The 25,141-nt window shown below is 63.8% G+C and carries 22 protein-coding genes; 17 read left to right on the top strand and 5 right to left on the bottom strand.

The window, feature by feature from the left end; genetic code table 11:
* Positions 1 to 7 precede the first annotated feature (7 nt).
* The 12 genes from nrdR to AC515T_RS25750 all read left to right on the top strand — a co-directional run bounded on the left by nrdR (position 8) and on the right by AC515T_RS25750 (position 8,847).
* Positions 8 to 472 (top strand): transcriptional regulator NrdR, encoded by a 465-nt coding sequence (gene nrdR, locus AC515T_RS25805; protein ID WP_163006734.1) that lies wholly within the window; start codon positions 8 to 10, stop codon positions 470 to 472.
* Positions 469 to 1,602 carry a bifunctional diaminohydroxyphosphoribosylaminopyrimidine deaminase/5-amino-6-(5-phosphoribosylamino)uracil reductase RibD gene (gene ribD / locus AC515T_RS25800; protein WP_496530518.1) on the top strand — a complete coding sequence of 378 codons (1,134 nt, stop codon included), beginning with the start codon at positions 469 to 471 and terminating at the stop codon, positions 1,600 to 1,602. Before nrdR ends, ribD begins: the two co-directional genes overlap by 4 nt.
* A gap of 46 nt (positions 1,603 to 1,648) precedes the next feature.
* Positions 1,649 to 2,311 carry a riboflavin synthase gene (locus tag AC515T_RS25795; RefSeq protein WP_053125813.1) on the top strand — a complete coding sequence of 221 codons (663 nt, stop codon included), beginning with the start codon at positions 1,649 to 1,651 and terminating at the stop codon, positions 2,309 to 2,311.
* Between the two features lie 16 nt (positions 2,312 to 2,327).
* Positions 2,328 to 3,419: a bifunctional 3,4-dihydroxy-2-butanone-4-phosphate synthase/GTP cyclohydrolase II gene (ribBA, locus tag AC515T_RS25790; RefSeq protein ID WP_024617563.1), complete on the top strand. Its 1,092-nt coding sequence runs from the start codon at positions 2,328 to 2,330 to the stop codon at positions 3,417 to 3,419.
* Between the two features lie 274 nt (positions 3,420 to 3,693).
* Positions 3,694 to 4,170, top strand: coding sequence for a 6,7-dimethyl-8-ribityllumazine synthase (gene ribH / locus AC515T_RS25785; protein ID WP_003206025.1), 477 nt, complete (start codon positions 3,694 to 3,696; stop codon positions 4,168 to 4,170).
* Positions 4,167 to 4,667, top strand: coding sequence for a transcription antitermination factor NusB (gene nusB, locus AC515T_RS25780; protein WP_047229742.1), 501 nt, complete (start codon positions 4,167 to 4,169; stop codon positions 4,665 to 4,667). The genes ribH and nusB overlap by 4 nt, the downstream gene beginning before the upstream one ends.
* 16 nt (positions 4,668 to 4,683) lie before the next feature.
* Positions 4,684 to 5,649, top strand: coding sequence for a thiamine-phosphate kinase (thiL, locus tag AC515T_RS25775; protein WP_496530517.1), 966 nt, complete (start codon positions 4,684 to 4,686; stop codon positions 5,647 to 5,649).
* Positions 5,646 to 6,149 (top strand): phosphatidylglycerophosphatase A family protein, encoded by a 504-nt coding sequence (locus AC515T_RS25770; RefSeq protein WP_053125805.1) that lies wholly within the window; start codon positions 5,646 to 5,648, stop codon positions 6,147 to 6,149. The genes thiL and AC515T_RS25770 overlap by 4 nt, the downstream gene beginning before the upstream one ends.
* An 11-nt stretch (positions 6,150 to 6,160) precedes the next feature.
* Positions 6,161 to 6,919, top strand: coding sequence for a substrate-binding periplasmic protein (locus AC515T_RS25765; protein ID WP_496530516.1), 759 nt, complete (start codon positions 6,161 to 6,163; stop codon positions 6,917 to 6,919).
* Positions 6,920 to 7,028: 109 nt separating this feature from the next.
* The gene (ribA, locus tag AC515T_RS25760; RefSeq protein ID WP_014340439.1) at positions 7,029 to 7,646 is read left to right on the top strand and encodes a GTP cyclohydrolase II; all 618 of its coding nucleotides are present in this window, start codon (positions 7,029 to 7,031) and stop codon (positions 7,644 to 7,646) included.
* Complete coding sequence (locus tag AC515T_RS25755; protein ID WP_496530515.1) at positions 7,643 to 8,062, top strand: MFS transporter; 420 nt, start codon at positions 7,643 to 7,645, stop codon at positions 8,060 to 8,062. Before ribA ends, AC515T_RS25755 begins: the two co-directional genes overlap by 4 nt.
* Positions 8,062 to 8,847, top strand: coding sequence for a cobalamin-binding protein (locus AC515T_RS25750; RefSeq protein WP_496530514.1), 786 nt, complete (start codon positions 8,062 to 8,064; stop codon positions 8,845 to 8,847). Before AC515T_RS25755 ends, AC515T_RS25750 begins: the two co-directional genes overlap by 1 nt.
* Positions 8,848 to 8,955: 108 nt before the next feature.
* On the opposite strand, the gene AC515T_RS25745 is transcribed toward AC515T_RS25750, so the two are convergent.
* The 5 genes from AC515T_RS25745 to AC515T_RS25725 all read right to left on the bottom strand — a co-directional run bounded on the left by AC515T_RS25745 (position 8,956) and on the right by AC515T_RS25725 (position 15,507).
* Positions 8,956 to 10,836: a TonB-dependent receptor domain-containing protein gene (locus AC515T_RS25745; protein ID WP_496530513.1), complete on the bottom strand. Its 1,881-nt coding sequence runs from the start codon at positions 10,834 to 10,836 to the stop codon at positions 8,956 to 8,958.
* Positions 10,837 to 10,981: 145 nt separating this feature from the next.
* Positions 10,982 to 12,880 (bottom strand): 1-deoxy-D-xylulose-5-phosphate synthase, encoded by a 1,899-nt coding sequence (gene dxs, locus AC515T_RS25740; protein ID WP_496530512.1) that lies wholly within the window; start codon positions 12,878 to 12,880, stop codon positions 10,982 to 10,984.
* Between the two features lie 115 nt (positions 12,881 to 12,995).
* Positions 12,996 to 13,883, bottom strand: coding sequence for a (2E,6E)-farnesyl diphosphate synthase (ispA, locus tag AC515T_RS25735; protein WP_496530511.1), 888 nt, complete (start codon positions 13,881 to 13,883; stop codon positions 12,996 to 12,998).
* Complete coding sequence (locus AC515T_RS25730; protein WP_003185917.1) at positions 13,880 to 14,122, bottom strand: exodeoxyribonuclease VII small subunit; 243 nt, start codon at positions 14,120 to 14,122, stop codon at positions 13,880 to 13,882. Before AC515T_RS25730 ends, ispA begins: the two co-directional genes overlap by 4 nt.
* Before the next feature lie 248 nt (positions 14,123 to 14,370).
* On the bottom strand, positions 14,371 to 15,507 hold the full coding sequence (locus AC515T_RS25725; protein WP_496530510.1) for a Fic family protein: 1,137 nt from the start codon (positions 15,505 to 15,507) through the stop codon (positions 14,371 to 14,373).
* A 268-nt stretch (positions 15,508 to 15,775) separates the two neighbouring features.
* Here AC515T_RS25725 and AC515T_RS25720 point away from each other — a divergent pair, with 268 nt between their 5' ends.
* The 5 genes from AC515T_RS25720 to AC515T_RS25700 are packed head-to-tail and all read left to right on the top strand — an operon-like array spanning position 15,776 to position 25,139.
* Positions 15,776 to 16,564: a YfaP family protein gene (locus AC515T_RS25720; protein WP_496530509.1), complete on the top strand. Its 789-nt coding sequence runs from the start codon at positions 15,776 to 15,778 to the stop codon at positions 16,562 to 16,564.
* Positions 16,565 to 16,599: 35 nt separating this feature from the next.
* On the top strand, positions 16,600 to 18,309 hold the full coding sequence (locus AC515T_RS25715) for a DUF2138 domain-containing protein (RefSeq protein ID WP_496530508.1): 1,710 nt from the start codon (positions 16,600 to 16,602) through the stop codon (positions 18,307 to 18,309).
* Complete coding sequence (locus AC515T_RS25710) at positions 18,294 to 18,953, top strand: DUF1175 domain-containing protein (protein ID WP_060740429.1); 660 nt, start codon at positions 18,294 to 18,296, stop codon at positions 18,951 to 18,953. The genes AC515T_RS25715 and AC515T_RS25710 overlap by 16 nt, the downstream gene beginning before the upstream one ends.
* Positions 18,950 to 23,518, top strand: coding sequence for an alpha-2-macroglobulin family protein (locus AC515T_RS25705; RefSeq protein ID WP_496533195.1), 4,569 nt, complete (start codon positions 18,950 to 18,952; stop codon positions 23,516 to 23,518). The genes AC515T_RS25710 and AC515T_RS25705 overlap by 4 nt, the downstream gene beginning before the upstream one ends.
* Position 23,519: 1 nt before the next feature.
* On the top strand, positions 23,520 to 25,139 hold the full coding sequence (locus tag AC515T_RS25700) for a DUF2300 domain-containing protein (RefSeq protein ID WP_496530507.1): 1,620 nt from the start codon (positions 23,520 to 23,522) through the stop codon (positions 25,137 to 25,139).
* Positions 25,140 to 25,141: the final 2 nt, after the last annotated feature.

Below are 25,141 nucleotides of genomic sequence, written 5' to 3'. Positions count from 1 at the left end.
TGCCACCATGCACTGTCCCTTCTGCGGTGCCAACGACACCAAGGTCATCGACTCGCGACTGGTCGCCGAGGGCGAACAAGTCCGCCGCCGCCGCGAATGCCTGGCTTGCGGCGAACGTTTCACGACGTTCGAGACCGCTGAACTGGTGTTGCCGCGCCTGATCAAAACCGACGGCAGCCGTCAGCCGTTCGATGAAGAAAAACTACGCGCCGGCATGCAGCGCGCCCTGGAAAAACGCCCGGTGAGCGTCGAGCGCCTGGAAGCGGCGCTGGTGCATATCAAGCACAAGCTACGGGCGACCGGCGAGCGCGAGGTCAAATCCCTGGTGGTCGGTGAGCTGGTGATGGCCGAGCTGCAGAAGCTCGATGAAGTCGCCTACATCCGTTTCGCCTCGGTGTACCGGCGCTTCCAGGACCTGAACGAGTTCCGCGAAGAAATCGACCGCCTGGCCCGCGAACCGGTGAAACAATGACCGTCTCGGCGCAGCAGGCCGTCCTCGATGCCCACTACATGGCCCGCGCCCTGGAGTTGGCGCGGCGCGGTCACTACACCACTCACCCCAACCCCCGGGTCGGCTGCGTGATCGTGCGTGATGGACAGATTGTCGGCGAAGGCTGGCACATCCGCGCTGGCGAGCCCCATGCCGAAGTCCATGCCTTGCGCGCCGCCGGTGAACAGGCCCGGGGCGCCACGGCCTACGTGACCCTCGAACCGTGCAGCCATCACGGGCGTACGCCGCCGTGTGCCGATGCGCTGGTCAACGCCGGCGTGGCGCGGGTGGTGGCAGCGATGCAGGACCCCAACCCGGCAGTCGCCGGACGAGGTCTGCAACGCCTGGCCCAGGCCGGTATCGTCACCGAAAGCGGCGTGCTGGAGGGCGAAGCGCGCAAGCTCAATGAAGGTTTTCTCAAGCGCATGGAGCGGGGCCTGCCGTTCGTGCGGGTCAAGCTCGCCATGAGCCTCGATGGCCGCACCGCCATGGAAAGCGGCGAAAGCCAGTGGATCACCGGGCCGGCCGCACGCTCGGCGGTCCAACGCCTGCGCGCCCAGGCCAGTGTGGTGCTGACCGGCGCCGATACGGTGCTGGCGGACAACGCCCGGCTGACCGTGCGCGCCGATGAGCTGGGGCTCGATGCCGAGCAGACTGCGTTGGTCATGAGCCGTCCGCCGCTGCGGGTGCTGGTGGACGGACGCCTGCGGGTGCCGCTGGATGCGGCGTTTTTCAAGGCCGGCCCGGCGCTGGTCGCTACCTGCATGGCGGTGGAAGAACAATACGCCAACGGTCCTGAATGCATGATCGTGGCGGGCGATGACGGCCAGGTCGATCTGCATCGCCTGCTGGTGGAGCTGGCGGGGCGTGGTGTCAACGAGGTGCTGGTGGAGGCCGGTCCGCGCCTGGCGGGGGCTTTCGCCCGGCAAGGGCTGGTGGACGAGCTCCAGATTTTCATCGCCGGCAAGTTCCTCGGTTCTTCGGCGCGGCCCCTGCTGGACTGGCCGCTGGCGCAGATGAAGGACGCCCCCCCGCTGAAAATCACCGAAATCCGCGCCGTGGGCGATGACTGGCGAGTCATCGCCGTTCCCGTGCCACCGGCCAGCGTATAATTCCCGGCTTTCGCTCACGCGGCGGCCCGTTCTCGAGGAGGACTCCATGTTTACCGGCATCATCGAATCCATCGGCAGCATCCGTGCACTCACCCCCAAGGGCGGCGATGTGCGGGTCTACGTCGAAACCGGCAAGCTCGACCTGAGCGACGTCAAGTTGGGCGACAGCATCGCGGTAAACGGCGTGTGCCTGACCGCCGTCGAATTGCCGGGCAACGGCTTCCTGGCGGACGTCAGCCGCGAAACCCTCGACTGCACGGCCATGAACGACCTCAAGAGCGGCAGCCCGGTCAACCTGGAAAAAGCCCTGACCCCCACCACTCGCCTGGGTGGGCACCTGGTCAGCGGCCACGTGGACGGCGTCGGCGAAGTGGTCTCGCGCACGGATAACGCCCGGGCCGTGGAGTTTCGCATCCGCGCGCCCAAGGAACTGGCCAAGTACATCGCCCATAAAGGCTCGATCACCGTCGACGGCACCAGCCTGACGGTCAACGCGGTGGATGGCGCCGAATTCCTGCTGACGATCATTCCCCACACGTTGAGCGAAACCATCATGGCTTCGTACCGGCCTGGTCGCCGGGTCAACCTGGAAGTCGACTTGCTGGCCCGTTACCTGGAACGCCTGCTGTTGGGCGATAAGGCCGCAGAGCCTGCTGCGGGTAACATCACCGAAAGTTTTCTGGCCGCCAACGGCTACCTCAAATCCTGACCCAAGGGGGTGCCGCGTGGCGCTCAATAGCATCGAAGAACTGGTTGAAGACATCCGCCAAGGCAAGATGGTCATCCTCATGGATGACGAAGACCGCGAGAACGAAGGCGACCTGATCATGGCCGCCGAGTGCTGCAAGGCCGAACACATCAACTTCATGGCCAAGCACGCCCGTGGGCTGATCTGCATGCCGATGACCCGCGAGCGCTGCGAGCTGCTGAAGCTGCCATTGATGGCGCCGCGCAACGGCTCGGGCTTCGGCACCAAGTTCACCGTGTCCATCGAGGCCGCCGAAGGCGTGACCACCGGGATCTCCGCCGCTGACCGCGCACGCACCGTACAGGCTGCCGCCGCCCGGGACGCCAAGGCCGAAGACATCGTCAGCCCCGGCCACATCTTCCCGCTGATGGCCCAGGCCGGCGGCACCCTGGCCCGCGCCGGCCACACCGAAGCGGCGTGCGACCTGGCGCGCATGGCCGGTTTCGAACCCAGCGGCGTGATCTGCGAAGTGATGAACGACGACGGCACCATGTCCCGTCGCGCGGAACTGGAAACCTTCGCCGCCGAACACAACATCAAGATCGGCACCATCGCCGACCTGATTCACTACCGGATGATCCACGAACGTACCGTTCAGCGGATTGCCGAACAGCCGCTGGACAGCGAACTGGGCCAGTTCAACCTGGTGACCTACCGCGACTCGGTGGAAGGCGACGTGCACATGGCGCTGACCCTGGGTACCGTGTGCGCCGAAGAGCCGACCCTGGTGCGCGTGCACAACATGGACCCGTTGCGCGACCTGCTGATGGTCAAGCAACCGGGCCGCTGGAGCCTGCGGGCCGCCATGGCCGCGGTGGCCGAGGCCGGCAGCGGCGTGGTGCTGCTGCTCGGCCACCCGCTCGATGGCGACGTGCTGCTGGCGCACATCCGCGAAACCGGCGACCAGGCGGTGGTGAAAAAACCGACCACCTACAGCATCGTCGGTGCCGGTTCGCAGATCCTGCGTGACCTGGGCGTGCGTAAAATGCGCCTGATGAGCGCACCGATGAAATTTAATGCGATATCCGGTTTCGATCTGGAAGTTGTAGAATACGTGCCCTCCGAATAATGACCCGGAGATTTCGGCATTGTTGTTCACTTGAGGCTTGTTAGATTCATCGTGGCGAGGGAGCTTGCTCCCGCTTGGGTGCGCAGCACCCACAACAGGGCCGCTGCGCAGCACCCACAATAGGGGCCGCTTCGCAGCCCGGCGGGAGCAAGCTCCCTCGCCACAAAAGCTTGAAAATGAACAGCATGCTGGAATTTCCGATGCTGTATTCGTGGCTAATATCACTGAAGGAGCGCGTATAGAACGCGCTCTGGCTCTTTAAGAGATCTGACGAATGACCCTGAAGACCATCGAAGGTACCTTCATCGCCCCCAAAGGCCGCTACGCTCTGGTAGTGGGCCGTTTCAACAGTTTCGTGGTCGAGAGCCTGGTTGGCGGTGCGGTCGATGCCCTGGTTCGCCATGGCGTGAGCGAAAGCGACATCACCATCATCCGCGCCCCTGGCGCCTTCGAAATTCCGCTGGTTGCGCAGAAAGTCGCTCAAAAGGGCGAATATGCGGCGATCATCGCCCTGGGCGCGGTCATTCGTGGCGGTACTCCGCACTTCGAATACGTGGCGGGCGAATGCACCAAGGGCCTGGCCCAGGTGTCCATGGAATTCGGCGTGCCGGTCGCTTTCGGCGTGCTGACCGTTGATTCCATCGAGCAAGCCATCGAACGTTCCGGCACCAAGGCCGGTAACAAAGGTGCCGAAGCTGCCCTGTCCGCCCTGGAAATGGTCAGCCTGCTGGCGCAGTTGGAGGCCAAGTGATTAGCGACGAAAGCGATCGTTTCAACCCGCGCGATCCAAAGCCTGCTGATGCCGGCAAGCCGTCGAAGAGCGTCAAGCGTCGCGAAGCCCGTCAGCTCGCGACCCAGGCGCTGTATCAATGGCACATGGCCAAGCAATCGCTGAACGAGATCGAAGCGCAGTTTCGGGTCGATAACGATTTCAGTGATGTCGACGGCGCGTATTTCCGCGAGATCCTCCACGGCGTGCCGGCCCACAAGACCGAGATCGACATCGCCCTGGCCCCTTGCCTGGACCTGACCATCGAAGAGCTGGACCCGGTTGAACTGGCGGTGTTGCGCCTGTCCACCTGGGAACTGATGCAGCGCGTCGACGTCCCGTACCGTGTGGTGATCAACGAAGGGATCGAGCTGGCAAAAGTCTTCGGTTCCACCGATGGCCACAAGTTCGTCAACGGCGTGCTCGACAAGCTGGCCCCGCGTCTGCGTGAAGCTGAAGTGAAGGCGTTCAAGCGCTGATTGCGCTTGAAATCCCATGGGTGAGTTTGAGCTGATCCGCAACTACTTTGCCGCCGCGCCTTGCGCCCAGGGCGGCGAGGGCGTTGCGCTGGGGGTCGGCGACGACTGTGCCCTGCTGGCCGTTCCTCCCGGGGAACAGCTGGCGGTCTCCACCGACACGCTCGTGGCCGGTGTGCATTTTCCAGATCCTTGCGAGCCGTTCCTGCTCGGCCAGCGTTCGCTGGCCGTGGCGGTCAGCGACCTGGCCGCCATGGGCGCCAAGCCTTTGGCCTTTACCCTTGCCCTGACCTTGCCGACGGTGACCGCCGATTGGCTGCAGGCCTATGCCCGTGGTTTGAACCAGATGGCCCAGGCCTGTGGCGTGGCGCTGGTGGGAGGGGATACCACCCGTGGGCCGCTGAGCCTGACCATGACCGTGTTCGGCCACGTGCCGTCCGGCCAGGCCCTGACCCGCAGCGGCGCGCAACCCGGTGACCTGCTGTGTGTCGGCGGCGAACTGGGCAATGCCGCCGGCGCCTTGCCGTTGGTGCTCGGTCAGCGTCGCGCCGAACCTGCGCTTGCCGAGCCGCTGCTGGCTCATTATTGGTCGCCCCAACCGCAGATCGCCTTGGGCCTGGCGTTGCGGGGCAAGGCCAGCGCGGCGATGGATATTTCCGATGGCCTGCTGGCCGATTGTGGGCATATCGCCCTGGCGTCCGGGGTAGCCTTGCAGGTTGAACGGGACCGACTGCCGCTGTCCAACGCTCTGGTAACCTTTCTTGGCCGCACGGATGCCACGCAGGCCGCCCTGAGCGGCGGTGACGATTACGTGCTGCTGTTCGCCCTGGCACCGAGCCGATTGTCGGCGTTGCAGGCCGAAGGCTGGCCGATCCATGTGATCGGCAGTGTACTGGCCGGGCAAGGCGTCAAGCTGGTCGACAGCGACGGGCACGACATCACCCCGCAGGTACGGGGCTATCAACATTTTCGGGAGACACCGTGACAGATCATCCCAACCAGGTCCCGGCAGAGTTCGTTCCGCCTTCGGTCTGGCGCAATCCCTGGCATTTCCTGGCATTTGGCTTCGGTTCGGGCACTTTACCTAAAGCGCCGGGCACCTGGGGCTCGCTGGTTGCGCTACCCTTCATACCGTTGTGGCAGATGTTGCCGGACTGGGGCTACTGGTTGATGCTCGGCATCACCATGCTGTTTGGCTTCTGGCTGTGCGGCAAAGTGGCGGACGACCTGCGGGTGCACGATCATGAAGGCATCGTCTGGGACGAAATGGTCGGCATGTGGATCACCCTGTGGCTGGTACCGGAAGGCTGGTATTGGTTACTGACGGGATTTCTGGTGTTCCGTTTCTTCGATATCCTCAAGCCGTGGCCGATCCGCTGGATCGACCGACATGTGCACGGAGGCGTCGGGATCATGCTCGACGATGTATTGGCCGGGGTTTTCGCCTGGCTGGCAATGCAAGGATTGGTGTGGTGTTTCACCTGAAGGAGCCAGGCATGGGCGTAAAACGCGCACTACTGCTGTTGCTGTGTTTAGGAGCCTGTGTGGGGGCAGGGGTGGCCGAGTCGGCGCCACTGCCCGACAAGGTCCGCGCGGCCAGCGAGGAGTGGGTCGACTACACCCAGGCCGATGGCCAGGGCATGGGCTGGGACATCTTGCGCGCGGTGTTCGAGCCTGAAGGCATCCGGCTGGAAATCCGTAGCGTGCCCTACACCCGCTCGATCGGGTTGGTGCAGCGCGGCGAGGTCGACGTGCAGGTCGGCGCCTATCGGGATGAGTCCGAAGGCGTGCTTTACCCGAAGTGGCACTACGACGTCGATCACATCTATGCCTTGGGGTTGGCCTCCAAGCCGACGCCCACCCTGGCGACGATTGGCAACTATCGGCTGGTATGGATGCGCGGGTACGAATACAACAACTACCTGCCCAACATCCGGCGTTTCAATGAGATCCACCGGGCGGTGGGGATCTTGCCGATGTTGATTCATGAGCGAGCGGATTTTTACATCGATGCGTCGATGGAAATCGAAGAAGTGCTGGCCAAGGCCGATAACCCGAAGCAGTTCAAACTCTCGCCGCTGATCAACTTGCCCCTCTACCTGGGCTTTGCCAACAACGCAAACGGAAAGGCATTGATGGAACTGTTCGACGAGCGGATGAAAGTGCTGGTAGAAACCGGCAAGCTCAAGCCGATTTTCGAACATTGGAAGCAACCCTATCCCTTCGACGAGCACGGCAAGCCACCAAAGCCGTAATCAAACTTTTCGATGGTTATGGCCGACAATTCAGCCTAAGCGTCTGTCGGATCGTGCTGTTACAATGCCCGCCTCTGCGAATCTCCAGTACTAGATCAGGAGCACACCGGTGCCTGTCGTTTTTGTTGCCGCTTCCAAGCTGCCAACGCCCTTTGCGCAATTCACCATGCATGGTTTTCTCGATGAAGCCACCGGCCGCGAGCACGTCGTGCTGAGCCTGGGTGATTTCGCTGACGGTTCTCCGGTGTTGGGTCGCCTGCATTCCGAATGCCTGACCGGCGACGCTCTGTTCAGCCAGCGCTGCGATTGCGGTTCGCAACTCGAGGCCGCGCTGCAGGCCATCGCCCGTGAAGGCCGTGGCGTGTTGCTGTACCTGCGTCAGGAAGGCCGTGGCATTGGCCTGTTGAACAAGATCCGCGCCTATGAACTGCAAGATGGCGGCGCCGATACCGTGGAAGCCAACGAACGCCTGGGCTTTGCCGCCGACCTGCGTGACTACAGCATCTGCCTGCCGATGCTGGAACATCTGGGCGTGAAGTCGTTGCGCTTGATGACCAACAACCCGCGCAAGGTCAAGGCATTGACCGACATGGGCATCGTGGTGGCCGAGCGTGTGCCGCTGCACACCGGTCACAACCCCCACAACAAACTCTACCTGGCGACCAAGGCCAGCAAGCTCGACCACATGATGGGCAACGAGCACCAAGGCGAGGTTGACCGGGCGTGACGCGTGGTCAGGTTCGGCGGCGGCTATCGGTCAGTTGGTGGAAATACCTGGCCCTGGCCTTGTTGCCACTGTTTGTGATCAACGCGGTGTTCGGCCAGGGCGAAGCGATCCTGCCGGTGCTGGCGATGCCGTTGTTCATTGCCGGCGTGGCGTCGATGTTTGTCAGCCTGCGATTCTTCGGGCCGTATAAACAGGCCCTGATCGCCACCCAGAAAGCCCTCGACACCCCCGAAGAGCCCCAGGCGTGGATCGACCTGGCGGCCCGTCGCCGCGCCGCCTTCCTGGTGGCCGGGCTACCGGCCTGGGTCGGCGCCCTGGCGGTGTTCGTGGGCCTGGAAGCCGTGCCGTTGATGCTGCTGGCGCTGTCGACCGCCGTGTTGTTCTACCTGTACCGCATCCCGCGTCAACTCGGCTGATGAGCCGCTGGCTGGCGGTCTTGCTGCTGGCCGTCAGCGCCTCGACGATGGCGGCCACGCGGGTCGTCAGCCTGGCGCCATCGCTGTCGGAAATCGTCGTTGAACTGGGCTCCACGGACCTGTTGGTAGGCGTGCTGGATGGCGGTGATCGCCCGTCGGCGCTCAAGGACGTGCCCTCGGTAGGCCGTTACGGGCAACTGGACATGGAGCGCTTGCTCAGCCTCAAGCCCGATCTGCTCCTGCTTTGGCCCGGCAGTGTCGGCCCGGCCCAGCGCGAGCAACTCAAGGGCCTGGGCATCCCCATCCATGTCGCCGAGCCCCGCAACCTCGACCAACTCATTACCCAAATCGAAGCCATCGCCGTGCAACTCGGTCGCCCGGAGCGAGGCGTGCAGCGGGCGGCGCAGTTGCGCGTGCGTCTTGAGGCGTTACGCCAGCGCTATCGACGGGACCCGCCGTTGCCGGTTTTCTACCAGGTCTGGGACCGGCCGCTGTACACCGTCGGTGGCGGGCAGATCATCAGTGATGCGCTGACGGTGTGCGGGGCGCGCAACGTTTTTGCCGACCTGAGCGTGCCGGCGCCGCAGGTGAGTGTGGAAGCGGTGCTGCAGCGCAATCCGCAGGTCATCCTGGCCACGGAACAAGCGCAGCTTGATGCCTGGAAAGCCTGGCCGGTGGCGCAGGGACGATGGTTGTTGGTCAATGACAAGGGGCTGGAGCGCCCCAGTGGGCAGATGATCGAGGCCACGGCGCGGTTGTGCGAGTTGATTGCGCCAGACAGGTAGACCGCGGCGCGCCCTTCGCGAGCAAGCCCGCTCCCACAGTTGGAATGCGTACCCTGTGGGAGCGGGCTTGCTCGCGAAGAGGCCCGCTCAAACATCACAAATCCTGGATCAGAGCGCAGGTGTCCAAGTCACCCCAAACACCCACGCCCGACCTTCTTCCCGATACCCATACTGGCCGCCATCATGGCTATACAGCGCCCGGCTGTACCCCTTGTCCAGCAGGTTATCCACCTTCATCTCCAGCTTCACCTCCCGGGTCAACGCCCAACTGCCACGCAACCCGAGCAAGGCATAGCCGCCCAGGGCGTTGCGGTTGTCTTCATCGTCGTAGCTGCCGCTGACCGCTTGCCAGGTGGCGCCCAGGCCGAGGCGGTCGAATTGCCGGTCCAGGTCCAGGCTCAAGGTCCGCCGGGCGTGGCGGGCCAGGGTGTGGCCGCTGTCGCGGTCCCGTGGGTCGATGATGGCCAGGGCCAGATTGCCTTGCCAGCCGAACACATCCTGCAGGTAGGCCATTTCAAAGCCGTTGATCCGCGCCGAGGCGACATTCTGCGGGCGTGAGTCGCGGCCAAAAATGATCGCGTCTTCCAGGTCGGTGCGGTACAGCGAGGTTTCCAGGCGGGCGCTGTCGCTCAGTTGGCTGCGCCATTGCAGCTCGTAGCTCTTGGCCGTCTCGGGTTTCAGGTCAGGGTTGCTGAAGTCCGGGTAGTACAAGTCGTTGAAGGTCGGTGCGCGGAAGCTCTCGCTGTAGGTCAGCAGCAGGTCATTGTCCGGGTCGATCGGCAGGGTGAGGGTGCCGCTCCAACTGTTCTGGCCGCCAAATTGCTGGTTCTGGTCGCGACGCAGGCCCAGTTCAGTCGAGAAGGTTTCGGCCTGGAAGCGGTGCTGGATAAACGCGGCACGGTTCCAGCGGCTGTCTTCGTCGAACGGCGTGCTGCTGTTGACCCGGTCCTGATACCCGTCGCCGCCGACGATCAGGCTGTTGCGCTCGTCCAGGGTCAGGTCGTTCTGCCAGGTCACGGAATCACGGTAGGTGTTGAAGACTTCGCGGACGTCGCTGAGCTTGTCGAAGGTCTTCTCGCGATTCTCGCTGTGGCCCAGTTCCAGACGGGATGTCCAGGCGTCGTTGATTCGCCCGTCCACATAGGTGCTGAAGCTGCTCACCGCAAACTCGCTGTAGGGTTGCTGGGGCAGGGACTCGAAGGTGGTCGGGTCGAAGCGGCCGAACGGGTTGTCGTATTCGCTTTTGCCGCGGTTATCCAGCAGGTTCAGGCCGACTTCCAGGTCATCGCTGGCCGCATGGCTCAGGCTCAGGCTGAAGGACTGGTTGCGATTGGCGTCGTCGTCGCGGTCGCTGGTGTAGGACTTGTGGGTCCGGTTGCTACCGGCGCTGTCGTCGAGGCTGGCGCCGAGGTTGAAACGGGTCTGCTCGTCGCCGCCGGACAGGCCCAGGCTGCGCTCCCAGGTCTGGTGGCTGCCGACCCCCACATGCAGGCGCGGTTGCAGGCCTTGCGTGTTGCCGCGCCGGGTGAAAATCTGGATCACCCCGCCCACCGCGTCGGCACCGTAGATCACCGAACGCGAGCCGCGCAGCACTTCCACCCGCTCGATCTGGTTGATGTTCAAGCGCTGCAGGTTGCTGTCGCCGGAAGTGGCGTTACCGATGCGCTGGCCGTCCACCAACACCAGGCTCTGGGCCGATTTGGTGCCGCGAATGTAAACCCCCGGCAGACTGCCGCGCCCACCCAGCGGCGCCACTTGCACCCCCGGCACGCGGCTGAGCAAGTCGGTGACGCTGGCCGGTTGCAGGCGGTCGATATCGTCGCGAGTGAACACGGTGTTGGCCGCACTGCTGTCGTTGCGGGCTTCGACCTGGCGGTTGGCACTGATCACGATGTCGGGCAGCTTCAGGGCCTGGTCACGCTCGAAGGTGTCGGCCAGCAGGTCGGGGGTGGGGAGTAGGGAAAGGGTGAGGGCGAGGCGCAGTTTCATGGGTGTTCCGGACATTTCTGGTCTGCACAAACCCTTGTGGGAGCGAGCTTGCTCGCGATGGCGGCAGATCAGTCAATTAATCCATTGGCTGATGCACCGCTATCGCGAGCAAGCTCGCTCCCACAGGGGCTTGTGTTGGCTGAACTTACAGGCTCAACAGCTGCAACCGCCGCCGCACCGCCGCTTCGATTCCTGCCTCATCCAGCCCACACTCAGCCAGCATCTGCGCCGGCTTGGCATGTTCGACGTAGCTGTCCGGCAAGCCCAGGTGCAGCACCGACTTGAGGATGTTCTCCCGGGCCAGGAACTCGCTGACCGCCGCGCCGGCGCCGCCCATGATGGCGTTTTCCTCGACGGTCACCAGCAGGTCATGGCTGCCGGCCATCTCGCGCACCAGGGCTTCGTCCAGGGGTTTGACGAAACGCATGTCCACCACGGTGGCGTCCAGGGTGTCGGCGACTTTCAAGGCTTCGGCCAGTTGCACGCCAAACACCAGCAGGGCGGTTTGCTTGCCCTGGCGGCGGATCACGCCCTTGCCGATCTCGATGGGTTCGAGGTCGGTCGAGAGGGTCGCGTTCGGACCGGTGCCACGGGGGTAGCGCACCGCCGCCGGGCCATTGAACAGGTGGCCGGTGGTGAGCATCTTGCGCAGTTCGTTTTCATCGCTCGGGGTCATCACCAGCATGCCGGGGATGCAACGCAGGAACGACAGGTCGAAGCTGCCGGCGTGGGTCGGGCCGTCTTCGCCCACCAGGCCGGCGCGGTCGATGGCGAACAGCACGTCGAGGTTCTGCACCGCCACGTCATGGATCAACTGGTCGTAGGCCCGTTGCAGGAAGGTCGAATAGATCGCCACCACCGGCTTGGCGCCTTCGCAAGCCATGCCGGCGGCGAGGGTCACGGCGTGCTGCTCGGCAATCGCCACGTCGAAATAGCGCTGTGGGTAGCGTTCGCTGAACGCCACCAGATCCGAGCCTTCCTTCATTGCCGGGGTGATGCCCACCAGGCGTGGGTCGGCGGCGGCCATGTCGCACAGCCATTGGCCGAAGACGCCGGAATACTTCGGTCCACCGGCCTTTTTCGGCGCGGCGGCCGGAGCGTCCAGGGGTTCGAGCTTGGTGATGGCGTGGTAGCCGATCGGGTCGACTTCCGCCGGGGCGAAGCCTTTGCCTTTCTTGGTGACCACATGCAGGAACTGCGGCCCCTTGAGGTCGCGCATGTTGCGCAGGGTGGCGATCAACGTGGGCAGGTCATGGCCGTCGATGGGGCCGATGTAGTTCCAGCCCAACTCTTCGAACAGCGTGCCGGGCACCAGCATGCCCTTGGCGTATTCTTCGGTGCGGCGGGCGATCTCCCAGGCGCCGGGTAAGCGCGACAACACCTTTTTGCTGCCTTCGCGCATGCTGGCGTAGGTGCGGCTGGAGAGGATCTTCGCCAGGTAGTTGGACAACCCACCGACATTGCGCGAGATCGACATGTCGTTGTCGTTGAGGATCACCAGCATGTTGGCGTCGACTTCCGGCGCGTGGTTCAGCGCCTCGAAGGCCATGCCGGCGGTCAGTGCGCCGTCGCCAATCACCGCAATCGCCTTGCGCTCGCTGTTTTGCAGGCGGGCGGCAATGGCCATGCCCAGGGCGGCGCTGATGGACGTGCTGGAATGGCCGACGCCAAAGGTGTCGTATTCGCTCTCGGAGCGGCGCGGGAAGGCGGCGATACCGTCCTTCTGGCGCAGCGTGCCCATGCGCTCGCGACGATCGGTGAGGATCTTGTGCGGATAGGCCTGGTGCCCGACGTCCCACACCAGCCGGTCATCCGGGGTGTCGAACACGTAATGCAGCGCGATCGTCAGCTCGATGACGCCCAGGCCCGCGCCGAAGTGCCCACCGGTCTGGCCGACCGTGTAGAGCAGTTCCAGGCGCAGCTCATCGGCCAGGGTTTCCAGCTCGGCTTCACCCAGGCGACGCAGGCCGTCCGGCGTGTTGGCGCGGTCCAGCAGGGGCGTGGTCGGGCGTTTGCGGGGAATCTCTTGAAACGTCGTGGGCATCAGGCGAATCGTTATAGGTATAGAAAGAGGCGGCAGTTTACCTTATGGATCGCAAGCTGCCCACGCGTAGGCCGGAACTTGGCCGATACGCACTCATGAATGGGTTGACCCTGTATCAGCTGCGTCGTTCGACGATATATCGCGCCAAGTCGCGCAACGGCTCGGCCGGCGCGTCAAAGGGTCGCAGCGCGGCCAGGGCCTGGTCACGCAACTCCAAGGCGTAGGCCTTGGCCGCGTCGAGGCCGAGCAGGGCCGGGTAGGTCGGCTTGTCCCGTGCGATATCGGCACCCTGGCGTTTACCGAGGGTCTGGGTATCGCTTTCGACGTCGAGGATGTCGTCCTGCACCTGGAACGCCAGGCCGATGGCCCGGGCGTAGGTCTGCAAGGCTTGCAACTGGGCGGGTGTGGCCCGGCCGCTGGCCAGGGCACCGAGCTGGACGCTGGCCTCGATCAAAGCGCCGGTCTTGTGCCTGTGCATGTATTCCAGGGCGCTCTGGTCCAGTTTCAGGCCCACCGAGCCCAGGTCGATGGCCTGGCCGCCGACCATTCCGGCGGGGCCTGCCGCCAGTGCCAAAGCACTGACCATGTCCAGGCGAACCTGCGCCGGGCAGTCGCTCAGGGCCGGGTCCAGCAGGGCGCTGAACGCCAGGCTCTGCAAGCCGTCGCCGGCCAGGATCGCGCAGGCTTCGTCGAATTGCTTGTGGGTGGTGGGCTGGCCGCGCCGCAGGTCGTCGTCGTCCATGGCCGGCAAATCGTCGTGCACCAGTGAGTACGCATGGATCAGTTCCACCGCGCAGGCCGCGCCGTTGGCCTGTTCGGCCTGGCCGCCCAAGGCTTCGCACGCAGCGTAGGCCAACAGCGGCCGCACACGCTTGCCGCCGTTCATCACGCTGTAGCGCATGGCTTCGTACAGGCGCGCCAGTTCCGGGCTCGGGGCGCTGAACAAGGTATCCAGTGCAGCATTGACCCGGGCCTGGCTGCTGGCCTGATAGGCGCCGATCATTCAGGTTGTTCCGCGTCGAAAGGCTCTTCGGTCAGCTCACCGTCGCGTTCGAGCAGCAATTGCACCTTCTGCTCGGCCTGGGCCAGCGCCGCCTGGCAGTCGCGAGTCAAGCCGATACCCTGCTCGAAGGCGGTCAGCGAGTCTTCCAGCGACAATTCGCCGTTCTCCAACCGTTCGACCAGCGTTTGCAGGTCGGCCAGAGATTGTTCGAAATCCAGTGCAGCTTTTTTGCGGGCCATGGCGGCTATTCCGGTTGACTGTTAAACCGGCGCGACACTAGCAGACATGGGGTTTTGGGGCAAATCAGGGCGCCAGGCTATACCCCCTATCAGCGAGGAGTCGAGCGTCTGTGGCGAGGGGATTTATCCCCGCTGGGCTGCGAAGCCCCCCTAAAAGCTCACACCTCGGTGTGTCAGCTGGCTTGAGTACTCAGCTTTGGGGTCGCTTCGCAACCCAGCGGGGATAAATCCCCTCGCCACAAATGATCTTATGCGTCTGGATAATTTATGCGGTAGCGCGTGCTGCGCCCGCCGCCAGGCATCCGCTCCAGGCAGCCTTTCTCCAATAGCTCCGTCAGATGTCGCGTTGCCGTCGCCTTGGAGACCTTGGCCACGGCTTGGTACTGAGCGGCGTTGATCCCCTGTTCGAACCCCTTTTCACCGCCATCGAGCAACCGATTCAGCACTTTGGTCTGTTCAGGCGTGAGTGCCGAAGCGCGATGGGCTTGCCAGAACCGCGTCTTACCCAACACGCTTTCGATCTGCGTCATCGCTTTGTGCAGGCTGCGCAACAGGGTCTGCAGAAACCAGGTCAACCAGGCCGTGATATCAAGTGTGGCTTTCTGACTGCTTTCGAGGGTTCGGTAATAGCCGGCGCGGTCTTCCAGGATACTCACCGACATGGCATAGAAACGGATCGCTTGGGCTTCGCCCTGGGCCAGTGCGAGGTCGGTCAGGGTACGAGTCAGGCGACCATTGCCATCGTCGAACGGATGCAGGGTGACAAACCAGAAGTGAGCAATACCGGCACGCAACAACGGATCGAGCTCGGCCTGATGACGACTGGCCTCGAACCAGTCGACGAACGTTTGCAATTGCTGTTCAAGGCCCTGGCGAGGCGGCGCCTCGAAGTGAACGGTAGGTCGGTCCAGTCGACCTGAGACCACTTGCATCGGTTCGTCACCGCGCAACGCACCTACGCGGATCTGCCGATGGGCAAGGTGGCTCGTTTGATCAGGAAACAACCACTCGTGCCATTCCAGCAAGCGCTCGATGGTCAGGGGCTGGTTGAAGTGCCGGGTCGCGTCCAGCAACAAGTTCGCCAAGCCTTCGCTGCGTTGGCTGACCGGCGTGTCATTGCCTTGTTCGAGGCCCAGGCGCCGGGCCAGGGAAGAGCGCACCGAGCCGACATTCAATTGCTCTCCTTCGATAGCCGAGGAGGTCACGATGTTTTGCAGCAAGGCATCCAGTTCGTTCTGGGCGCTGAGCGAAGTCGTGACCGCGCCGGCCATGCCGAGCAATTGACCCTGGGTCTGCACGCATTCGCGAAGCAGCGGTGCCAATGTTTCAGCTTGCCAGTGAAAACTGGGCCAGTCGGGCTGTTGCCAGATCCAATGGAATGCCATGCGCCTGTCCAAAGATGAATGAGCCGAATAATAACGCTATTCGGCTCATTTGGTGAGCCGAATAAATCCTCTATTCGGCTCACGCACCGTTCAGTACGTGATTTCCCACACAGAATCGCGCGTTCCCCGATTGTGAAAAATTCGTCGAATAGCTACTCTTCGCGCCATCTACGGCCCCTTGTAGCGGGGCCTTCAGGCGACACCCGAATAATGACAAGCAGCGCCGAGGAAGGGCGCCGGGTTGCGTCGTGCATGGCAGGAGGCATACGTGCGTTTTCTTTCTTTATTGATCGTGTTGCTTGGCGCGCCGTTGGCGTGGGCCGAGCCTTCGGCCGAGCTGTCGGAACCGGTCGGGGGCTGGCGCTACAGTGGCTTGCTCGATCGCACGGAAAACCCGCAGGTCGCCTATCCCACTCCGCCCATCGACCGGGGCGTGCAGCGCAACCGCACGATGATCGAAGGCCGGATCAAAGACATGGGCACGGCTCGTCAGCCCCACAGCCTGGCGGTCAACGGCAACCCACTGAATCTCTATACCGACGACGAGGGGCGTTTCGCCCGGCCGTATGCGTTCGGCGCCGGTTCCAACAGCGTCGAGGTGCGTAGCTCCGAAGGCCAGTCCCTCAAGCGCGTGCAATTCTATGAAGCCAACAACCTGCGCACCCCGGCGCAGATCCGCGTGGTGCTGGGCTGGGACGACCCCAAGGCCGAGCTCGACCTGCATATCGTCACCCCCGACGGCCAACATGCGTTCTTCGGCCGGCCGGCGCTGACCAACGGTGGCGGCCTCGACCCGGATGGCGTCGACGGCCCCGGCCCTGAAATGTTCACCATGACCGCGCCGATGCACGGCACCTACCTGGTCTACGTGAACTATTGGGGCAACTACGGCAGCGGCGGCTACAACTTTGATGAGACCAGCAATCAGAACGAGGTGATCACCTCGCAGATCAACCTGGTGCTCAACGAAAACACCGTCGATGAAAAACGCGAGACCTTTGTCGTGCCCCTGCGCGCCATTGGCGATTTGTTGCTGGTCAAGACTTTCAATTACTAAGTATCCGCTCCACGGATGAACAGGCCCTTGTGAATATGAGCGACAACACTGCTTCCCCGACCACGCCGACACCTGTCGCCAAACCTGTGCGCCGCTGGCCGGCGATACTGATCGGGCTGTGCCTGGTGGCCGGTGTCGCCGCCGGACTGGGCTGGTTCATGACCAAGCCCAAGGCGCCGCCCATGGAGCTGGCGTTGGAAAAACTCGGCCTGAGCCGTCCCGACGGCTTGCTCGAGGCCCATTCCCTGAGCCAGTTGCCCAAGGACCTGTTGGCGGTGCCGTTTCTCAAGGACACGCTCACCGAGGACTTCGTCTTCTATTACGAGGCCCATGCCGACCGCCTCGGGCTGATCGGCAGCCTGCGCCGGATCATCTACGAGCATGACCTCAAGCTGCAGGACAGCCTGATCGAAGCGCTGTTCGACCAGCCGGCCGATGTCGCGCTGTGGCGTGGTGCGGACGGTCGCCTCAAGGATTTCCTGTTGGTGATGGATCGCGGCGGCCTGGCGAAGATGCTGGAACCGCTGGCGAAAGTCGCATTGGATGACACCCAATTGAGCAAGCTCGGCGACCTGAAGGTGGGCGGCGACGAAGTCGCGCTGTATCAGCTCAGCTATAACGCCAGCAAATCCCTGGTCTTCGCCTCCCACGGCGACAAACTGGTCGTGCTGTCCAACCCGACCAAGCTCTACGACAAAGGCAATGGCCCTACCGACGAACGTGGCATGGTCTCGACCCAATCCCTTGAGGCGCTGCTGGCCGGGGAAAAGCTGTTCCCCGAAGCCTTCGGCCTGCCGCCCAAGGCGCCGGAGGTCAAGCAACGCATCTCGGTCAACGCCAGCGTGCTCGCCATGGGGTACCAGCGTTTCATCCCGAACTTCGCCGGTTTGCGTTTCGACATGGACGACAAGGGCTGGCACAGCTTCCTGGCCATGGACGAACTGGAAAACCAGCCGGACTTCGACTTCAAGCCGATCTGGCAAGCCATGCCCATGGGTGCCAGTGCCTGTGTGGCCTTGCCCCTCGCCGCCGAGCAACAGAAACCGTTGCTGGTCAAACTCGGCGCCGACGAAAAAGCCGCCCAGGCCATGGTCGACCATGTGGCCGGCGCCGCAGGCCTTTGCTGGTACGCTGATTCGCGCCTGTACACGCCGCTGTTGGTGGCAAGCCTGAATGAAGACGACGGCAAGCTCGATGCCGACCTGGGCAATCTGTTCGGTTCGATGGTTGGCGCTTATGAAAACAACGTCGCCGAACATGCATTCCCGGTCGTCGAGAAACAACAAGGCTCGACTCACCAGTGGCTGCGTCAGGTCAGCTCCAATTTCGGCCCTTACCTGGCCAAGGAAGCGGAGCAGCCCGAGGCGATTACCGGCAAGGCGTTCCTGCGGGTCAGCCTGGCACGCCACGGTTCCACATTGCTGTTCTCCCTCGATGACAAATTGGTGGACAAGGCCCTCGGCACCCTCGACAAACGCTTCCCGCCCATGGCCGATGTGGTGCCCAAGGACCTGCTGATGCCGGTCTACTTCGGCCCGGATTCCATGGCGCAACTGATGCAGCGCGAAACCCTCGACAGCTTGCCCCAGGACATGGAACCGGTGTTCTACAACGCCGCGCAAACCTACCTGATCCCGAAACTGCGCACCCTCGGCGGCTACGGCAAATACGCCCTGACCTTGCCTGAAGGCAGCGAGCCGGACGGTCACTGGCAGTGGCTGCCGCTGGAATGGAAAGCGCTGTGACAGCACTGATCCGCAATCCTGCGTTGACGCTGCTGCTGGCGTTGCTGCTTGGCGGGCCTGCGCTTGCCGTCGAGGCGCCGGCGCTGGACGTGCAGCAATCCCAGGTCTTTCGCGCCTGGTTCGTGCGCATTGCCCAGGAACAACTGAGCAGAGGCCCGAGCCCGCGCTGGTACCAGCAGGACTGCGCCGGGCTGGTGCGTTTCGCCGCCAATGAAGCGCTCAAGGTCCACGATGAAAAATGGCTGCGCAGCAACGGCCTGTCCAATCGCTACCTGCCGCCGGAACTGCCGCTCAGCGATGCGCAACGACGCCTCGCCCAGCAATGGCAGCAGGGCGGCGGCAAGGTCGGGCCCTACGTCAACGCCATCAAGCTGATCCAGTTCAACAGTCGCCTGGTGGGCCGCGATGTCGCCCAGGCCCGGCCTGGCGACCTGATGTTCTTCGATCAGGGCGACGACCAGCACCTGATGATCTGGATGGGCCGCTACATCGCCTATCACACCGGCACCACAACCCCTACCGACAACGGCATGCGCTCCGCAAGCCTGCAACAACTCATGAACTGGAAGGACACCCGATGGATACCCGACGCAGCCAACCCCAACTTCATCGGCGTCTATCGACTCAACTTTCTCTCCCAATGACCGGTGCCCGCATGCTGCGCTTGTGTTCAAAATTGCCCCTGCTGTTTGCCCTGTTGCTGGCACCTGTCGTGAATGCCGAAGACACGGTGGAGCCCAGCGGCTACACGCCGGTGGCCGGTGAAAGCTTCTTCCTGCTGGCCGACAGCAGTTTTGCCAGCGACGAGCAGGCCATGGTTCGCCTCGAAGCGCCGGGCCGCGATTACCGCCGGTTCCGCATGGAGCCCTATGGCGGCGCGGATATTCGCGTCTATCGCATCGACAAGCCGCTGGACTTCCTCAAGCGCCAGAAGAACCTGCACCGCGTGGTCAGCGACGGCCAGTTCAAGGGCGAAGGCCTGTCGAACACCCTCGCGTACCTGTGGGACAACTGGTACCGCAAATCCCGTCGGGTGATGCAGCGGGCGTTCTCCTACGAGTCCCGCCAGCAAGTCACCGAAGAAGTGCCGGAACTGAAGGTCGGCAACGCCCTGGTCGCGCCGACCCCGTATGACGCTCCGGCGCAATTCGCCTTGATCCCGGGCTTGCCGGTGGTCAGCCAGTTCCGTTATCCACTTTGGCAAGCCAAGCCGATCCAGCCGCCTGCAGGCGTCAACCTGGCCGGCTCGTCCAGTGAGTTCGTCAGCGTCGCCCCGGGCAACGTCTATGTGCCGCTGGGCCAGTTGAAGCCAGGCCTGTACCTGGTGGAAGCGCTGATCGGCAAATACCGCGCAACCACCATGGTCTTCGTCTCCAACACCGTGGCCGTGAGCAAGATTGCCGGCGATGAATTGCTGGTCTGGGCCGCACGCAAGCATGAAGGGCGTTCGGTGCCCAAGGTCAACGTGCTGTGGACCGATGGCCTGGGCGTGATGAGCAGCGGTGCCACCGATGAAGACGGCCTGCTGCGCCTCAAGCACGTCAGCCCGGAGCGTTCGTTCGTCATCGGTGAAGACGAGGAGGGCGGGGTATTCGTCTCGGAAAACTTCTACTACGACAGCGAAATCTACGACACCAAGCTCTATGCCTTCACCGACCGGCCGCTGTACCGGCCGGGGGATTGGGTGTCGCTGAAAATCGTTGGCCGAGAGTTCAAGAACGCCCGTGACTCGGTGCAACCGACTGCCGCCGACGTCAATGTCAGCGTGCTGGACGCCACTGGCACCGCGCTGCAAACCCTGGCCCTGAAGCTGGATTCCAAGGCCGGCACCCAAGGCCGTTTCCAACTGCCGGAAAACGCCGTGGCCGGCGGCTATGAATTGCGCTTCAGCTACAAGGACCAGCTCTACAGCAGCGCCTTCCGCGTGGCCGAATACATCAAGCCGCACTTCGAGATCGCCCTGAACCTGGCCAAGCAGGACTACCGTACCGGCGAGCCGGTCAAGGGCAGCCTCGTGTTGCTCTACCCGGACGGCAAGCCGGTGGTGAATGCCAAGGTGAGCCTGAGCCTGCGCGCCCAGCAACTGTCGATGGTGGATAACGAACTGCAATACCTGGGGCAATTCCCGGTGGAACTGACCAGCAGCGAAGTGACCACCGATGCCAAGGGTAACGCGATCCTCGACCTGCCGGCCGCCGACAAGCCGAGCCGCTACACCCTCACTGTGTTCGCCAGCGATGGCGCGGCGTATCGGGTCAAGACCACCAAGGAAATCCTCATCGACCGTGGCGCGGCGAATTTCCGCCTGAGCGCTCCCCAGCGGTTCAGCGCCGTTGGCCAGAAGGTGTCGTTCAGCTACGCCAACGAAGGCGGCAACGAGCAAGCCAAGGCCGTGACGCCGGGCAGCTACGCCTGGGTGCGCCTGGAGGACCAGAGCACTGGCGAAGGCAAGCTGGCGGCCAAGGACAAGGGCTTCAGCCTGACCTTCGACCGCCCGGGCACCTACAACCTGACGCTCAAGGACGACCACGGCCGAGTCATCGGCGCCGCCGCCCATGCGGTGACCGGCGAAGGCATCAAGGCCGTGCCGGGCACGGTCGAGATCGTCTTCGACAAGCCTGAATACAAGACCGGTGACGAAGCGCTGGCGCTGATCACCTTCCCCGAACCGGTCAGCGATGCGCTGCTGTCGCTGGAGCGAGACAAGGTCGAGGCCACGGCGCTGCTGTCCAAGGGTGGCGACTGGCTGAAGATGGAAAAACTCAGCGACACCCAATACCGTGCACGCATTGCCGTGAAGGATAGCTTTGCACCTAACCTGACCTTCTCGGTGCTGTACACCAAGGGCGGCCAGTACAGCTTCCAGAACGCTGGCATCAAGGTGGTCACGCCGCAGATCGACGTTGCCGTCGTTACGGATAAAGCCACTTACCGTCCGGGCGACACGGTGACCGTGGACCTGAGCACCCAGTTCGCGGGCAAGGCGATCCCGGCGCACCTGACGGTGAGTGTGGTGGACGAAATGGTCTATGCCCTGCAACCGGAAGTGGCGCCGACCATCGACCAGTTCTTCTATCACCCGCGTCGCAACAACGTGCGCACCAGTGCCAGCCTGTCGTTCATCAGTTACGACGTGGCGCTGCCAGGCAGCCCCGGCGCGCCGGGCAAGGCCAACCGCAGCGAGCGTGGCGTGAAGGTGCTGGAGCGGCCGCGGCGTGAAGACGTCGACACCGCCGCCTGGCAACCGGAGCTGGTCACCGACGCCAATGGCAAGGCCCGCTTTACCTTCAAGATGCCCGACTCCCTGACCCGCTGGCGCATCACCGCCAAGGCCATTGCCGACGACGGCCAAGTGGGGCAGAAGAAGCAGTTCATCGCCTCGGAAAAACCGCTGTACCTGAAGTGGAGCGGCCCGACCCGCTTCCGCACGGGCGACAAGCCGCAACTGGGTCTGTTCGCTTTCAGCCAATCGGAAAAACCACTGAAGGCCGAACTGCTGATCCGTTACGCCGGCGCTGAACAACGTGTGGCGGCGGAGCTGAAAAACGGCATCAACTACGTACCGCTGCCGACCATGGAACTGAGCAGTGGCGACTTGAGCGTGCTGTTGCAGTTGAACGGCGAAACCCAGGACGCCCTGGCCATGCACTTGAACGCCAGCGGCAACGGTTGGCAAGTCACCCAGAGCCAGCGCCTTGACGTGGCCAGCGGCGACACCCCGCTGACCCTGCCGGCCGACGCCAGCGACATCCGCCTGCGCCTGGATGACAGCCCGCAAGCGCTGTTCCGTTCGGCCCTGGACGACCTGCTGAGCTACCCCTACGGCGGCGTCGAGCAGACCGCCAGTCGCCTGTTGCCATTGAGCATCGCGTATCCGACCCTGGCGTCGAACCCGCAGATCCGCGACCGCTTGCGCTTGATCATGCAAAACAGCCGCTTGCGCCTGGTGCAAATGGCCGGCCCGTCGGCGAGCTTCACCTGGTGGGGCCAGGACGGTGAGCCGGATGCCTTCCTCACCGCCTATGCCTATTACGCCGACTGGCACGCCAGCAAGGCCCTGGATCTGAGCTTGCCGCCGGAACACTGGCAGCGGGTGCTGGAGGTCTACGCCAAGCAGGCCGGTGATACGCCGCTGCTGCAACGTGCGTTGATCCTGTCGTTCGCCAAGCAGATGCAATTGCCGGTGAACACCTTGCTCAGCGGCCTGATGGATGACCTGGCGAAAGCCAGTGAAGACAGCACCGAGAGCGTGCTGGACGGCGGCGAAGACAGCCTGGTCATGTATGCGCCGGATTCGGCCCTTGGCCTGGCCAGCGCCCGTGTCCTGACCGCGTCCCTGGCGAAACAGGCCAAGGTACCGTTGCCGGCGGCCTTCAGCCGTCAAGCCGATGCGGCGCAACAGCAACTGGAACTCAGCCCGCAGCCGTTCGTTGAAGCCTTGTTGCTGTCGCTGCAAAACTTCGATCAGGCTCGCGCCACGGCCTTGCTGGAGCGCGTCCTGCCGCAGCAGTCCACCCTGGAACGGGCCCTGGCCCTGACCTGGTTGCAGCGCAGCATCGAACAGGCGGCGCCGGCCGTGGCCCTGGCGCCGGGCGAAGGCTGGGCCGCCAAGCAGGGTGCGACCGGTGAAACCTACTGGCAATGGCAGGGTGCGCAGCTTCCAACGACGCTGACGTTGACCGGTGCACAAGAGCGTCCGCTGCAAGCGGCACTGAGCTTCCAGAGCCAGCAACCGCCAGTGGCGCCAATGGCGGTGTCGATCACCCGACGCCTGTCGCGTCTGGTGCCGGGCGACGAGGCCTACACCTTCAAGCTCGAAGCCGTGGGCAACAAACCATTGTCCAGCGACAGCCTCTACCTGGATGAAGTGATCATCAACAGCAAGGCCTCGACGCCATTGCGCTACGGCATGCTCGAAGTGCCGCTGCCGCCGGGCGCCGATGTGGAGCGCACCACCTGGGGCATCCAGTTGATGGGCAAGGCCGACAGCGAACCGACGTCCCTGGAAAAGGCCCGCTTCGAGCCCGGCCAGATGGCGTATGCGGTACCGGTGGACGCCCTCAGTGGCGAGCTGCGCCTGCGGCACTTGGTGCGTTTCTCCCAGAAGGGCCAGTTCACCTTGCCACCGGTGCGCTTCACCCAGGTCTACGCGCCACAGAATCAGGCTCGCGAACAGAAACCGGCGCTTGGTCAGGTCACGGTCAACTGACATGCGCAGGCGGTGGGTTGGGTGGTGGTTGTGCTTGATTCCTGCGCTGGCAACGGCGCAGGACGAGCCGTTGCGCCTGGCCTTCGACGGCCAATTGCTGCGCGTGAGCCAGACGCAGGTGCTGGATCGCCAGCCGCTGCCCGCTTCCTTGCAGGCGCCACTGGGCAGCCTGTGGAAGTTGTTTGTCTACGCCTGGCTGGTGGACACCGACGCACGCGAGCCGGTCTATGAGTGCCGCGGCGAGTCGAAGGAAGAAGTCTATTGCTGCAACGCTGGGCAGAGCATCGGTCGCGACCAGGCGCTGGTGAAATCCTGTGGCTTGTATTTCGAGCCAAAGCGGCTCGGGCTGTCGGCCGCTAACTGGCGTGATTACTGGCAGGCCCGCCAGGCGCCGGCCTGGTTATTGGGCCTGCCGTCCTTGCAACCCCAGACGCAGGTGCCGGTCGCGGAACTGCTCAAGGCCCTGGCCCTGCTGCCGGCCCAGGACCAGGCCCGGCGGGTGCTGCTGGATGTGGTGCTCGGCGCGGCGGACGGGCGGCTGGTTGGCGAGTTGGGCAGTCGCCTGCGGGTCAAGACCTGGAGCTGGCTGGGTGACCAGGGGCCTTCCTCCCGGCAGGGCGGTTTCGCCGGTTGGCTGGCCGACGGCACCCCGGTATGGGCCGGTGGGCGCGGCACCAGCCAGCAGGTCCTGAAGGTCTACGGCGAAGGTTTGGCGACGGCGTTGCCATCCCGCTGGCCGGCGGAAACCGGGCGTTGTGTGGAAGTCGGCCTGTTTGCCCGCTATCCCTTGCAGCGGGTGATGGCCGGCGATCGGCCTGCCACGCCGGGTCAACTGCGCGGTGATTACCGCGTCGAGTTCACCAACGGCAATCAACTGGATATCCACAGCGACGGCGAGCTGTTCCTGATGCCCGGCAAGCTGGTGGCGCGCCTGGACCGGGAGGAATACGTCGCCCGGGTCCTGCAGCGCGAAGCCAAGGCCGAACCCGCCGAAGCCGCGAAGGCCCTGGCCGTGGCGATCCGCACCTACCTGCTGCAAAACGCCCAGCGCAACGGTGATTGCCTGAGCATCGACGACAGCAGCCATCGCCAGCGCGTCGCACCCCGCCCGGCGGCGTCCGAAACCCGCGCCATTGCCGCCTGGACCAGCGACCTGGTCCTGGCCGGCACCGATGTCACCTACCACTCCGACCAGCCCGGCCCGGACAAACTGTCCTGGGCACAAGCGGTGGAGCAAGCCAACGCCGGCCAACGCTACGACGCCATCCTGCTGCACGCCTACCCGCGTGCCAGCCTCAGTCGCTGGGACAACCCGGTGGCGTCCTGCGAGGCGCTGCCCGCCGCCCAGGACTGGCTGCTGAAGCAGCGCCGGGGCTGGCGTGAGCGGCTGGAGGGGGAAGTGGGCTACAACGAAATCAGCGCTTTCGCCGTCTGCCGCGTCGCCTTCGGCCGGCCTTATGTCGACCGCGAGCGCCAGCGCATCTATGTGCGCGGCGTGCTGTCGCTGCAAGACCGTCTCGACCTGACGCATGAATATTTGCACCTGGCCTTCGAAGCTCACCCCAACGGCCAGGACGAAACCTATATCGAAGGGCTCGCCCGTCACCTCTTGCTGGAATAGAC

The sequence above is a fragment of the Pseudomonas sp. FSO-7 genome, from assembly GCF_059579345.1.
Note: the sequence above shows the minus strand (reverse complement) of the source record. Positions and strands in the feature narration are given on the sequence as shown.